Annotated in this window: 13 protein-coding genes; 6 read left to right on the top strand and 7 right to left on the bottom strand. The window is 71.4% G+C overall.

The genetic code is table 11. The annotated features are described in order from the left end of the window. Positions 1 to 240 precede the first annotated feature (240 nt). Positions 241 to 672, top strand: coding sequence for a hypothetical protein (locus tag FXF65_RS21770; protein WP_148351832.1), 432 nt, complete (start codon positions 241 to 243; stop codon positions 670 to 672). A 60-nt stretch (positions 673 to 732) separates the two neighbouring features. Here the strand turns inward: FXF65_RS21770 and FXF65_RS21765 are convergent, their stop codons facing one another. Beyond that, the gene (locus FXF65_RS21765; protein WP_148351831.1) at positions 733 to 1,563 is read right to left on the bottom strand and encodes an NmrA family NAD(P)-binding protein; all 831 of its coding nucleotides are present in this window, start codon (positions 1,561 to 1,563) and stop codon (positions 733 to 735) included. Next, positions 1,560 to 2,594 (bottom strand): NADP-dependent oxidoreductase, encoded by a 1,035-nt coding sequence (locus FXF65_RS21760; protein ID WP_148351830.1) that lies wholly within the window; start codon positions 2,592 to 2,594, stop codon positions 1,560 to 1,562. The genes FXF65_RS21765 and FXF65_RS21760 overlap by 4 nt, the downstream gene beginning before the upstream one ends. Before the next feature lie 92 nt (positions 2,595 to 2,686). Between FXF65_RS21760 and FXF65_RS21755 the strand changes: the two genes are divergently transcribed. Then, the gene (locus tag FXF65_RS21755) at positions 2,687 to 3,130 is read left to right on the top strand and encodes a MarR family winged helix-turn-helix transcriptional regulator (protein WP_148351829.1); all 444 of its coding nucleotides are present in this window, start codon (positions 2,687 to 2,689) and stop codon (positions 3,128 to 3,130) included. Here the strand turns inward: FXF65_RS21755 and FXF65_RS21750 are convergent, their stop codons facing one another. Further along, positions 3,131 to 4,093 (bottom strand): LysR family transcriptional regulator, encoded by a 963-nt coding sequence (locus FXF65_RS21750; RefSeq protein WP_148351828.1) that lies wholly within the window; start codon positions 4,091 to 4,093, stop codon positions 3,131 to 3,133. 108 nt (positions 4,094 to 4,201) lie between these two features. Between FXF65_RS21750 and FXF65_RS44750 the strand changes: the two genes are divergently transcribed. Next, positions 4,202 to 4,837 carry a nuclear transport factor 2 family protein gene (locus tag FXF65_RS44750; RefSeq protein WP_222868667.1) on the top strand — a complete coding sequence of 212 codons (636 nt, stop codon included), beginning with the start codon at positions 4,202 to 4,204 and terminating at the stop codon, positions 4,835 to 4,837. 12 nt (positions 4,838 to 4,849) lie between these two features. Here FXF65_RS44750 and FXF65_RS21735 read toward each other — a convergent pair whose 3' ends face one another. Beyond that, positions 4,850 to 5,299: a MarR family winged helix-turn-helix transcriptional regulator gene (locus FXF65_RS21735; protein ID WP_148351827.1), complete on the bottom strand. Its 450-nt coding sequence runs from the start codon at positions 5,297 to 5,299 to the stop codon at positions 4,850 to 4,852. Positions 5,300 to 5,379: 80 nt separating this feature from the next. Between FXF65_RS21735 and FXF65_RS21730 the strand changes: the two genes are divergently transcribed. Then, positions 5,380 to 6,528, top strand: a complete 1,149-nt coding sequence (locus tag FXF65_RS21730) for an MFS transporter (protein WP_148351826.1) — start codon at positions 5,380 to 5,382, stop codon at positions 6,526 to 6,528. Positions 6,529 to 6,574: 46 nt separating this feature from the next. Here the strand turns inward: FXF65_RS21730 and FXF65_RS21725 are convergent, their stop codons facing one another. Continuing rightward, on the bottom strand, positions 6,575 to 7,168 hold the full coding sequence (locus FXF65_RS21725) for a hypothetical protein (protein WP_148351825.1): 594 nt from the start codon (positions 7,166 to 7,168) through the stop codon (positions 6,575 to 6,577). A 74-nt stretch (positions 7,169 to 7,242) separates the two neighbouring features. On the opposite strand from FXF65_RS21725, the gene FXF65_RS21720 reads away from it, so the two are divergent. Beyond that, the gene (locus FXF65_RS21720; RefSeq protein WP_148351824.1) at positions 7,243 to 9,174 is read left to right on the top strand and encodes an APC family permease; all 1,932 of its coding nucleotides are present in this window, start codon (positions 7,243 to 7,245) and stop codon (positions 9,172 to 9,174) included. Here the strand turns inward: FXF65_RS21720 and FXF65_RS21715 are convergent. Both FXF65_RS21715 and FXF65_RS21710 read right to left on the bottom strand, forming a co-directional pair. Next, entirely contained in the window at positions 9,149 to 10,315 is a 1,167-nt protein-coding gene (locus FXF65_RS21715) for an acyl-CoA dehydrogenase family protein (RefSeq protein ID WP_148351823.1), read from the bottom strand. The two genes, FXF65_RS21720 and FXF65_RS21715, sit on opposite strands and share 26 nt — an antisense overlap. Positions 10,316 to 10,340: 25 nt before the next feature. Then, positions 10,341 to 11,525, bottom strand: a complete 1,185-nt coding sequence (locus FXF65_RS21710; RefSeq protein ID WP_148351822.1) for a CaiB/BaiF CoA transferase family protein — start codon at positions 11,523 to 11,525, stop codon at positions 10,341 to 10,343. A gap of 112 nt (positions 11,526 to 11,637) precedes the next feature. Between FXF65_RS21710 and FXF65_RS21705 the strand changes: the two genes are divergently transcribed. Then, the gene (locus tag FXF65_RS21705; protein ID WP_148351821.1) at positions 11,638 to 12,582 is read left to right on the top strand and encodes a LysR family transcriptional regulator; all 945 of its coding nucleotides are present in this window, start codon (positions 11,638 to 11,640) and stop codon (positions 12,580 to 12,582) included. Position 12,583 lies beyond the last annotated feature (1 nt).

The following is a 12,583-nucleotide window of genomic DNA, read 5'->3' as shown; positions in this document are numbered from 1 at the left end:
GGCGCCATGGTCATCGTGTCCGGGCCGGGGACGCGGTGCGGGACGGCGGCGGCCGACGCGGACGGCGTCGCGGTCATCGTCAGTGCCGCGCGGCTAAAATGGCGATTCTGGTTGGCATGGCCATTGTTTTCTGCTTAAAAGTCCATAAACGGACGTAGTTACAGAAGGTTGGGCGGGAGAGTAACCTTCACTCGGGGTATCGTCAATGCGGTCCCCTCCCCCACGCTTTGGATGTGACCGATGGCTGATCCGTTTACCTTGGCTGTCGCGACGGCGGCGGCGGGCAGGGCGGTCGAGCTCACCGGGGAACCGGTCAGGGACGGCGTCGCCGCGCTGTGCCGGAAGGTGCGCGAGCGTTTCCGGGGACGTCCCGCTGAGGAAGAGGTTCTGGAGGGCGCGATCGCGTCCGGCGGCGGCGAAGGGCTCGCACGGTTGGCCGAGGCGCTGCGGCGGACAATGGCCGACGACTCCGGGTTCGCCGACGATCTCAAAGTCGCGCTCCGTAACGCCGTGATCGAGGACGCCGAATTCCGGTTCGAGGTCGAGAATCGCCTCAGCCAGGCACGTGTCGAAACGATGGCGAATGACGACGGCGTCACGAATGTATTCACTGGAAAAGCCGACAAGGTCGTCCAGGTGAGGGACGTGCACGGCGGTATCACCATCAACTGAGCGAATCGGCGAGGGCGGCCCAGCCCGTGACCTCGTCGCGGGCCGGGCCGGTCGGTTTCGCTAGTCGGCCGCTCTGTTCCAGTGGTCCAGGTGGGCGGCTATGAAGTCGCCCATCGAGGTCGGCTCGTGTCCGGTGATCTCCTTCACCGCCGGGGAGAGGTCGGCGAAGCCGCCGTCCCGGATGCGCTGGTGCAGGTCGTTGAGGATGTCCGCCGTCCAGGCGTCGACGTCCTGGACGGCCGTCTCCGGGGGCGGGTCGTCGGCGCGGACCCGGCGGCCGAGACGCGCGGACAGCTCCGCCGCGACCGCCGCGACCGTGAGCGCCTCCGGTCCGGTGATGGTGTGGGCGCGGCCGTTGTGGTCGTCCGGGGCGAGGAGCGCGGCGACGGCGACGTCGGCGATGTCGCGCGCGTCCACCCAGGCGATCGCGCCGCCGCCCGAGGGCAGGCTCAGGACGCCGTCGTCCCGGACGGCGTCGCGGTAGAAGCGCGGGTCGGTCAGGACCTGGTGGAACCACGACGGGCGCAGCCACGTCCAGGACGAGGCCCGTGCGGCGACCGCGTCCTCGACCCGGCGCGCCCACGCCTCCGGCGCCATGGCCTCCGCGCCCTGCTCCGACAGCAGGACGACGTGCGCGTCCGGGTTCGCCTCGACCAGTCCGGCGGCGAGCTCGGGCGCGGCGGGAATGTCGGGACGCACCAGGAAGACCGCGTCCACGCCCGCGACGGCATCGCGCCACGACGCGGGATCGTCCCAGTCGAACCGGACCATTCCCGCGCCGGGCCGCGACGAACCGGCGCGGACGTCCGCCCCCGAGCGGCGCAGCCGGGACGTCACCTCCACGCCCGTCTTGCCCCGCGCCCCGGTCACCAGCACCGTGCGGCCGGTCACGCGTCCTCCCCGGCGACCCGGACGACGACCTTCCCGACCGTCGGCGCACCACTGCGCAACAAACCGAGCAGACCTTCGGGCACGCGCTCGATCCCGTCCAGGACGGTCCGCCGGTCGACGATCTCGCCCGACCGCACCCACGGCGCGACCTCGGCGTGGAAGGCGGGCGTCTCGTCGGCGTGGTCGGTGACGAGGAAGCCGCGCGCCGTCGCCCGCTTGGTGATCAGGGTGTAGAGGTTTCGCGGTCCGTGCGGCTCGCGGCCGTCGTACTGCCCGGCCGCCCCGCACAGGGCCAGCCGCGCGCCGATCCGCAGGTGGTCGATCGCGGCCTCCAACTGGACGCCGCCGACGTTGTCGAAGACGACGTCCAGCCCGTCCGGCGCGGCCTCGGCGAGGTGGTCGCCGACCGGGCCGTCGTGGTAGTCGAAGGCGGCGTCGAAACCGAGTTCGTCCACCAGGTGGCGCACCTTGGCCGGCGAGCCCGCGCTGCCGATCACCCGCTTGGCGCCGCGCTGCCGGGCGATCTGCCCGGCGATGCCGCCGACCGCGCCCGCCGCGCCGGTGACGAAGACCGTGTCGCCCGGCCGGACCTCCGCGACGCGCGTGATGCCGAGCCAGGCGGTCAGGCCCGTCCCGCCGAGCGCGCTCAGGAACACCTCGGGAGGAAGGCCGTCCGGATCGACCGGGCGGACGTCGGCCGCGTCGAGCACGGCGACCTCGCGCAGCCCTCGGAAATGCGTGACCACCTGGCCCGGCGCCATGCCGTCCGCGCGGGACTCGGCGACGACCCCGACCGCTCCCCCGTCGAGCGGCGCGTCGAGTGCGAACGGCGGGATGTAGGACGGACGGTCGTCCATCCGGCCGCGCATGTACGGGTCGACCGAAAGGTGCGTGTTGCGCACCAGGACCTGGCCCGGCTCCAGGTCGGGGACCGGCGCCTCGACCAGCGCGAGGTCGTCGGCCGACAGCCGTCCTTCCGGCCGCCGCACGAGATGCCATTCCCGGGCCTGCCGCTTCCCGGTCTCCGTCATCGGATCGCCCCTCTCCCAAGTACTTGATGCAATCAAGCACCCAGGGTGGCACAGATACTTGAGTGCATCAAGTTCTTGGGTAACCTGGACGCATGGCCGCGCCACCGGGACCCGTCGCCGCCGCCACCGGCGCGGAACGGGCGATGTTCGACTTCGTCGACGCCTACGACCGCGCCTTCGAGCGGGCCGCGCAGGAGCACGGGCTGAGCATGGCGCAGGCGTGCGTGCTCGGCCGTGTCGGCCGCGACCGCGGGATGCGGGAGCTGGCGGACGAGCTCGGCTGCGACGCGTCCAACATCACGCAGATCATCCGGCGGCTGGAGGCGCGCGGCCTCGTCCGCCGCCGCCCGCACCCGGAGGACGGACGGTCGCGGCAGATCGTCCGGACGCCCGAGGGGACGACGCTCTACGCCGCCTTCGAGGAGTCCTTCGCGTTCGCCCGCGCCGTCACCGCCGGTCTCAGCGCGGACGAGCGCGACCAGTTGACCGTCCTGCTCCGCAAGGCCCTCGACGCCGCCTCCCGTCCGACCCCCTGATCAGGGCTTTTCCGCGTGCTCTAGCGCCGCGGCCCGGTCGGAATCCGGGAGCCAGTCGCGGTCGGGGCGGTAGTCGAGCCAGCGGCGGGCGCGTCCGACCTCGTCGAAGGCGCGCAGCACGGCGTCCAGCCGGGGCGGCGGGACGGACTCGCGCCAGGCCAGCGACCACGCGTACAGCGGGGTCGGGTCGACCAGCGGGATCGAGCGCAGGCCGGTGCCGGCGGGCAGCGGCGCGTCGGCCGGGAAGAGCGTGAAGCAGGAGGCGTCGCCGCGCAGGCGCTCGACGAGGTGCTCCAGCCCCAGGTTGGGGCCGTCCTCCCGGCGGGTGATCCAGAACTCGTCGGCGAAGTGGCGGAGGAAGTCCAGGCGGGTCAGCGGGGCCGGGCACCACAGGGTGTCGCCGCGCAGTTCCACCGGCCGGAGGGCGTCCGCGTCCGCGCGCGGGTGCGAGTCGCTGACCAGCGCGTCCACCGGTTCGAGCCGGACCAGGCGGTGGCCGAGCCCGGCGTCCGCGCCGCCCGGCAGCGGGTGGACGCGGCCGAAGCCGAGGTCGGCGTCGCCGCGCAGCAGGGCCTGGGCGACGGACGGCCAGTCGCGTCCCGCGCCCGGCTCCAGGCGCGGCGCGCCGAACGTCTCCGCGACGTGCGCGACGGTGCGCATGGGCGCGTACAGGTGTCCCCACGTGTCGACCCGGACGACCGGCTGCTCCCCGCGCGCCGCGCCGACCGCGCGTCCGCCCGCCGCCAGGGCCTCCCGCGCGGCGGGCAGGAACCGCTCGCCCGCCCCGGTCAGCCGGACGCCGCCCGCGCGCTCGAAGAGCCGCACGCCGAGCAGCCCCTCCAGCCGCGCGATCCGCTTGGACACCGTCTGCTGGCTCGTGCGCAGGGCTTCGGCGGCGCGTCCGAAATGCAGCGTCTCGGCGGTCGCGGTGAACGCGCGGACCAGCGCGAGGTCGAGGTCCATGCCGCCGACCATAGGCGACAACCCGGCGTTGTCGGACGGGCTTCCGCGTTGTTGGCCGGACGGGCGTCCCGTCCGGTGGAGTGCGGTCAGGACGCCGACGAGGAGGCGATGACGATGAAGGCGCTCGTCCCGACCGGGGACCCGGACGAACCGGTCACGCTCGCAGACGACCCCGCCGCCCTCGTCCGGCTGACCGGTGAGGGGCGCCTGCGTCCCGAGATCGGCCGGGTCGCGGGCTGGGCCGACACCGCGTCCACCCTCGTCGACCTGCGCGAACGCCGGATTCGCGGCAAGGCCGTTGCTCAGCCTCGTCCCATCCGAAGAGACCACCGGAGGTATCCGATCATGACCAGCCCGCGCGAGGTCGTCGTCCGCTACGTCGAGGCCGTCCGCGACGGCGACGCCCGTGTGATCCGTGAGAGCTTCGCCGAGGACGCGACCTGGCACTACCCCGGCAGCCTGCCGATCTCCCGGATCTGGCGGGGACGCGACGCGATCGTGGACGAGTTCCTCGGCGGCATGGGGGTGCACTTCGTCCCCGGCACGATGAAGATCGAACTCGTCTCGACCGTCGCCGAGGGGGACAGCGTCGTCGCCGAATGGACCGCCACGGCGCGGACCTTCCGAGGCGACGACTACGACAACCGCTGCATCGGCGTCTACACCGTCCGCGACGGGCGGATCGTCGAGGTCGTCGAATACGCCGACACAGCCCACGTCGCAGCGACGCTCTTTCGCCCCTGACGTCCGGCGGCGTCAGCCGACGAGGCCCCGGAGCAGGTCGCGCAGCGCCTCCTGCCGCGCCGGAGGAAGCGCGGTGAGCGGCGAGTGGGCGTTGAGCCGCGCCACGACCTCGGCCCGGCGGTCCGCCCCGGCGGGGGTGAGCACGATCCGCTTGGCCCGCCGGTCGGTCGGGTGCGGGCGCCGCTCGACCAGCCCCTGCGCCTCCAGCCGGTCGAGGACGAACGTCGCGTTGGACGCCTCGCACGACATCCGGTTCGCCAGTTCCCGCGCGGTGATCTCCTCCGACAGCTCGCGCAGCGCGATGACCTGCGTCGGGGTCAGGTCCAGGTCGTCGGCGACGCGGCGGACATGACCGTCCAGCCGCTGGACGAACCGGTGGACGAGGTGGCAGACCTCCCGGTCGACCTCCCCCGATACCGGGCCCGCCGCCGGGTTCGCCGCCGGGTCGGCTCGTTCCGCCATGCCCGGAGTCTAGTTCAACAGGTTCGAGTCATGATAGTTCTAACTATCATCATCCGAACTCGAACTATTTGGAGCCGCGCATGCCGGTTATGGTCTTCTCGCTCATGCTCGTGGTGTTCGCCCTGACCACCGGGGAGTTCGTCATCGCGGGGATCCTGCCGGACGTGGCCCGCGACCTGTCGGTGTCGATTCCAGCGGCGGGCCTGCTGGTCAGCGCGTACGCGCTCGGCATGATCGTGGGCGGGCCGGTGGTCACGACGCTGACCGCGCGGCTGCGCCGCCGCCCGCTCGTCGCGGGCCTCGTCGCCACGAGCATCGCGGGGAACGCCGTGTCGGCGCTCGCGCCCGGCTACGCCGTCCTGCTCGCCGGACGCTTCGTCGCGGGCCTGGTGGTGGCCACGTTCTTCGCCGTCGCGATCGACACCGCCGTCTCCACCGCGCCGCCGGGCAGGCAGGGCGCCATGGTGGCGCGGCTGACGCTCGGCATGAACCTAGGAATCGTCGCCGGGACCCCGCTCGGCACCTTCGTCGGCCAGAGCCTCGGCTGGCGGGCGACGTTCGGCGCGATCGCCGTGTTCACCGCCGCCGCCCTCGCGCTGGTGCTGCGGTCCGTCCCCGACCGGCCCGCGCCGGACGTCGGCTCCCTGCTCGGCGAGCTGCGCGTGTTCACCGGACGGGACGTCGTGCTGGCCATCGCCCTCACCACGGCCGGGAACCTCGGCGTCGTCACCGTCTTCAGCTACCTCGCCCCGCTCGCCACCGACGTCGGCGGCTTCTCCGACGGGGCGCTGCCGATGCTGCTCGTCCTGTACGGGACGGGCGCGGTCGCGGGCAACTTCCTCGGCGGATGGCTGGCCGACAAGGCGCTCATGCCCTCGCTCGCCGGGCTGCTGGCCGTCCTCGCGGGCGCGCTCGCGGCGGGCTGGGCGGCCGGCGGCGAGCGCGGGCCCGCGGCCGTGCTGTTCTTCGCGCTCGGGCTGCTGGCGTTCGCCATCGTCCCCGGCATGCAGACCCGGGTGGTCGGCACCGCGCAGGCGGCCCCGACCCTGGCCGTCGCCGTCAACGCGTCCGGGTTCCAGCTCGCCGCCGCGTTCGCCGGATGGCTCGGCGGACGCCTCATCGACGGCCCCGGCCCGCGCTCGATCTACCCGGTCGCCGCCGCCCTCACCATCGCGGGCCTGCTCATCGCGCTCTACTCCCTACACCGCGACCACCGTCCAATTCGCTAGCCACGAGCTATTCGCGGTCGCGCTCCACAGATGGCGTCGCCGCGCCTCATGGCGTTCGCCGTCGGTGTCGTGTGCGGGTGTGCAGGATGGCCGCGACGTTGAGGGCGGCTATTAGAACCAGGAGTGTGAGGGCCGTCCAGAAACCCCATTGGAGGCCGGCGGCCTGGCCCGACTGGTCGATCAGGGGTGCGCTTTCGCTTTTCGGGATGGTCGTGAACAGGGCGGAGAGCAGGTTTCGTACCGCGTCCTTCAGTTCCGCGGTGGCGCGCAGGCCGGTCGCCGTCAGGAGGGCGCCCGCCGTGACCGCCGTGATCGCGGCGTAGAGAGGGCGGCGCCGGGCGGGACGGGTCACGGTGATCACCGTGCCCGCCGCCATGGCCAGCAGGGTGGCGATCGCGAGGACGCGGGGGCCGGTCGTCCAGTCGAACCCGGACTGGTGCACCGCGATGTTCCCGCCGGTCGAGGAGAGGTCCAGGACCGACACCATCGTCGACAGGTCGGTCACATGGGCGGGGAGGTCCTTGTAGGACATGGCCGAGCACGGGAGGAACAGGAACGCGAGCAGGGCGATCGCGAAGCCGACCGGGGTGATTCCGCGTGTCACCAGTTTCTCGAAGGGGGATCGGGGTGCGTCGCTCACTCGCAGCACCTTAGTCCCGGCCAGACGGGGTATGCGGCCTTCGGAGAGGCGGGCCCTCCGGGGGGAGGAACGGGGTGAGCCTTCCCAAGCGGTTCCTCGTCGGCCGGCCGCTCCGCAGCGGGCAGCTCGGCCGGACGCTGCTGCCCAAGAAGCTCGCGCTGCCCGTGTTCTGCAGCGACCCGCTGTCGTCCAACGCGTACGCGACGGAGGAGATCCTGCTGGCGCTCAGCCTGGGCGGGCTGGCGCTGACCCATCTCACGCCGTGGATCGCGGGCGCGGTCGTCGTCCTGCTGACGGTGGTCGTCCTGTCGTACCGGCAGACCTGCCACGGCTACCCGAACGGCGGCGGCGCCTACGTCGTCAGCCGCGAGAACCTCGGCGTCAACGCGTCGCTGGTCGCGGCCAGCGCGCTGCTCGTCGACTACGTGCTGACGGTGGCGGTGTCGGTGGCGGCGGGGGTCGCGAACCTCGCGTCCGCGCTGCCGGGGCTGGCGCCGTACTCGGTGCAGGTCTGCGTCGGCCTGGTCGCGCTGCTGGCGCTGATGAACCTGCGCGGGGTCAGGGAGTCGGGGACGGTCTTCGCCGTCCCCACCTACGGGTTCGTCGCCGTCGTCATGGCCGTGATCCTGTGGGGCGTGGGCCGGACGCTGGCGGGTGACACGCCGCGCGCCGAGTCAGCGCACTTCGGGATTCAGCCGTCCCATGGGACGACGGGGTGGCTGGCCATCGCGCTGGTCCTGCGGGCGTTCTCGCAGGGCTGCACGGCGCTCACCGGGGTCGAGGCGGTCAGCAACGGCGTCCCCGGGTTCAAGCCGCCGAAGGCCGACAACGCGGCCGCCACCCTGGCGATCATGGGCGGGATCACCGTGACCGTCTTCGCCGGGATCACCGGGCTCGCCCTGCTCTCGGACGTGCGGATCGCCGCCGACCCGCGCCTGCTGACCGGGACGCCCGCGGGCTACGAGCAGAAGACCGTCATCACGCAGATCGCGGCGGCGGTGTCCGGCTCCGGTTCGATGCTGTTCTACCTGGTGGCCGGGTTCACCGCGGCGATCCTGGTGCTGGCGGCCAACACCGCCTACAACGGCTTCCCGATCCTCGCGTCCATCCTGGGCGAGGACGGCTTCCTGCCGAAGCAGTTCTCCCGGCGCGGCGACCGGCTGGTGTTCAGCAACGGGATCATGATCCTCGCCGTCTTCGCGAGCATCCTGATCTGGGCGTTCAACGCCAGCACGACGCGGCTCATCCAGCTCTACATCATCGGCGTCTTCGTCTCCTTCACCCTCAGCCAGACCGGCATGGTCCGGCACTGGACGGCGCTTCTCGGACGAAGCTCCGCGCGGGAGCGGGGACGGATCCACCGGGCCCGGCTGATCAACGCGGCCGGGGCCGTCCTGACCGCGCTGGTCCTGGCCGTCGTCCTGGTCACGAAGTTCACGCACGGCGCGTGGATCGTCGTCATCGCGATGCCGGTCGTCTTCATGACGATGAAGGCCATTCACGGCCATTACGCCCGGCTGGCCGTAGAGCTGGAACCCTCCGAGGAGGCCGTTTCGCTGCCGAGCCGCGTCCACGCCGTGGTGCTGGTCTCGAAACTTCACACTCCCGCGCTGCGCGCCATCGCCTTCGCGCGGGCGACCCAGCCTTCGACGCTCACCGCCGTGACCGTCCGGACGTCCGGGAGCGACACAGCGGAACTCGAAGAGGAATGGGCGCGGTTCGGGATTCCCGTGCCTCTGACAGTTCTCGACTCGCCTTACCGCGACATCACGGGGCCCGTCCTCGACTATGTCGGACGGATCCGCCGGAAGAGCCCTCGTGACGTCGTCTGCGTGTTCATCCCCGAATACGTCGTGCACCATTGGTGGGAGCAGCTTCTGCACAACCAGAGCGCGCTTCGCCTCACTGCGCGCCTGCTCTTCCGGCCGGGCGTGATGGTGACCAGCGTTCCGTGGCGGCTAGGGCCCGCCGAACAGGTCGTCAGGCGTCGAGACCGCCACGACTGACGAGCTGGCGCGTGATGACGTTGCGCTGGATCTCGTTCGTGCCCTCGCCGACGATCATCAGCGGCGCGTCGCGGAAGTACCGCTCGACGTCGAACTCCGTCGAATAGCCGTAGCCGCCGTGGATGCGGACGGCGTCCAGCGCGATCTTCATGGCGGTCTCGGACGCGAACAGCTTAGCCATTCCCGCCTCCATGTCCACGCGCCGTCCCGCCTCGCCCTCCCGCGCGGCGTAAAGGGTGAGCTGGCGCGCGGCGGTCAGCGACGTCGCCATCTCGGCGAGGTAGTTGCCGACGGCCTGGTGCCGCCAGATCGGCTTTCCGAACGACTCGCGCTCCTGGGCATAGGCGAGGGAATCCTCCAGCGCGGCCCGTCCCACGCCGAGCGCGCGGGCGGCGACCTGGAGCCTGCCCGTCTCCAGCCCCTTCATCATCTGGGCGAAGCCCTTGCCCTCCGATCCGCCGAGTACGGAGTCGAGCGGCGCGCGGTAGTCGTCGAAGACGATCTCGCAGCTCTCCACGCCCTTGTAGCCGAGTTTGGGCAGGTCACGGGACACGGTGAGGCCGGGCCCGTGCTCGACGAGGAGGATCGAGACGCCCTTGTGCGCGGGTTGGGCGTCGGGGTCCGTCTTGCACATCAGGGCGATCAACTGGGATCGCCTCGAATTGCTGATCCACGTCTTCTGGCCGTTGACGAGATAGCCGTCCGCGTCCTTGCGGGCGATGGTGCGCATCGCCTGGAGGTCGGAGCCGCCGCCCGGTTCGGTCAGCGCCATCGTGGCGCGCACTTCACCGGTGGCCATTCTCGGGAGGTAGTGGCGCTTCTGCTCCTCCGTGCCGAAGGTCAGCAGGAGTTTCGCGACCACGGTGTGGCCGCCCATGGCACCGGCGAGGCTCATCCAGCCGCGCGCCAACTCCTCGGTGACCAGGACGTAGCAGGGCAGGGACACGGGGTTCCCGCCGTATTCCTCGGGAACCGCCAGCCCGAAGATGCCGAGCTGCTTCATCTGCTCGATCAACGCCTCGGGATAGGTGTTGGCGTGCTCCAGTTCCCGGACGACGGGCTTCACCTCGTTGTCCACGAATTCGCGGACGGTCTCGACGACGAAGCGCTCGTCGGAGGACAGGATGTCCAGGGTGCTCATTGTTGTTCCTCCAGCTCTTCTGTCGTCAGATCGCGCCGTCGGCGCGCAGTGCGTCGATGTCGGCCTCGGTGCGTCCCAGCTCGGTCAGGATCCGCTCGGTGTGCTCCCCGGCGGCGGGTACCGGGTCCATTCGCGGACGCACACCGGAAATGTCCGCGGGCGGTTTGAGCATCGGCACGACCGCGCCGGGAATCGCTACGTCATGCCAGCGTCCGCGTTCGGCGAGCACCTCGTGCGCGACGAACTCGTGGACGTCGTTGACCCCGGCGTTGGCGATTCCCGCCTCGTCCAGCGTCCGCATGACTTCGGCGCTCCCGGATCGCTCGAACCGTTCGGCGATGACGGCGTTCAACTCGTCCCGGTGGGCGACGCGCGCCGATCCGGTGGCGAAACGCGGATCGTCCACCAGGTCCGGACGTTCGAGGAACCGCTCGCACAGCGCGGCCCACTCCCGCTCGTTCTGGACGGAGAACAGCACCTGCCCGCCGTCGCCCGCCGTATAGGCGCCGTAGGGCGCGATGGTGGCGTGCTGCGTGCCGATCCGCTGCGGCGGCGTCCCGCCGAACCGCGTGTAATAGGCGGGCTGGCTCATCCATTCGCCGAGGGCCTCGAAAAGCGACACCTCCACGGCGTGTGCCGTACCGGTGGTCGCGCGGGTGTAGAGCGCGGTGAGGATTCCCGAATAGGCGTACATGCCCGCCGCGATGTCGGCGACCGATATCCCGACGCGTGCGGCCTCCTCGGCGGTGCCCGTCAGCGAGACCAGTCCGGTCTGGCACTGGACGAGCAGGTCGTACGCCTTGCGGTCGGCCCACGGGCCGGACGTCCCGTACCCGGAAATCGTGCACGGGATCAGCGAGGGATATCGCGCGGTCAGCGACGCGACGTCCAATCCCAGTCGGTCGGCGGCGCCCGGAGCGAGGTTCTGCACGAATACGTCGGCTCCGGCGAGCAACTCTTCCAGAACCTGACGCCCGCCCGGAGACTTCACGTCCAGGGTCAGCGATTCCTTGGACCGGTTGAGCCACACGAAATAGCTCGACTGCCCGTGCACCGTCGTGTCGTACCGGCGCGCGAAGTCACCACCGCCGGGCCGCTCCACCTTGATCACGCGGGCGCCGAGGTCCGCGAGCTGGCGGGTGGCGAACGGCGCCGCCACGGCCTGCTCAAGGCTCACGACGGTGACGCCTGAAAGCGGACGCTCATACATGCGGTGACCTCCTCCTCGCGCGGTGACATCATCATCGTCCGTAATGTGGAGTCGAGTAAAATACCAATTGCTGATGTCTTCATGCCGGGTACGGATGGCGCGGGAGGAACCGATGGACGTCAAACAGCTCAAGGCACTCGTGACGGTGGCCGAAGCCGGGAGCGTGACGCGCGCGGCGGAACTGCTGCACCTCGTCCAACCGGCGGTGACCAGGCAGATCCGCGCGCTGGAGCGGGACCTCGGCGTCCCGCTGTTCGAGCGGACGCGGCAGGGCATGCGCCTCACCGACGCCGGGACGATCCTGCTCGAACGCGCCAGGCGCGCCCTCACCGAGCTGGAGCGCGCTCGCGCGGAGATCCAGCCGACGCCCGGACAGGTCACCGGGATCGTGACCGTCGGGCTGCTCGACAGCGCCAGCGACCTGCTCGCCGAGCCGCTCGTGTCCGCCATCGCCCGCGACCATCCGGGCATCGAGCTGCGCGTCCTCACCGCGTACTCGGGGCACCTCCAGCAGTGGCTGGACGATGGCGACCTCGACCTCACCCTGCTCTACGACCTGGCCGGGACGCCGTCGCTGAACGTCCGTCCGCTGGTGCGGGAGAAGCTTTGGGCGGTCGCGCCGCCGTCCGCCGGGCTCCGCGCCGCCGATCCGGTGCCGTTCGCGGAGGTCGCGGCGCAGCCGCTGGTGATGCCCGCGGCGGGGCACGGGCTGCGGGCGCTGATCGACGCGGCCGCCGCCCGCGCCGGGACGGCGGTGACCATCGCCGCGCAGACCAATTCCATGCACGTCCAGAAACGGCTCGTGCGGGCCGGTCACGGCTGGACCATTCTGCCCGGCGTCGGCATCGCCGAAGACGTCGCCGACGGCTCCCTCAGCGCCGCGCCATTGTCCGAGCCGACGCTGTGGCGCTCCATCGTGCTCGGCACACCCCGGACGGGACGAAAGGCGCCCGCCACCGACGTCGTCGTCAACGAACTGACCCACCAGGTCGAGTCGGCCTTGAGCCGGGGCCAATGGCCTTCCGCGGAGCTGACCGGGAATGCTCACCGGGAATGAC

The organism is Actinomadura syzygii, from assembly GCF_008085905.1.
Classification (GTDB): domain Bacteria; phylum Actinomycetota; class Actinomycetes; order Streptosporangiales; family Streptosporangiaceae; genus Spirillospora; species Spirillospora syzygii.
Note: the sequence above shows the minus strand (reverse complement) of the source record. Positions and strands in the feature narration are given on the sequence as shown.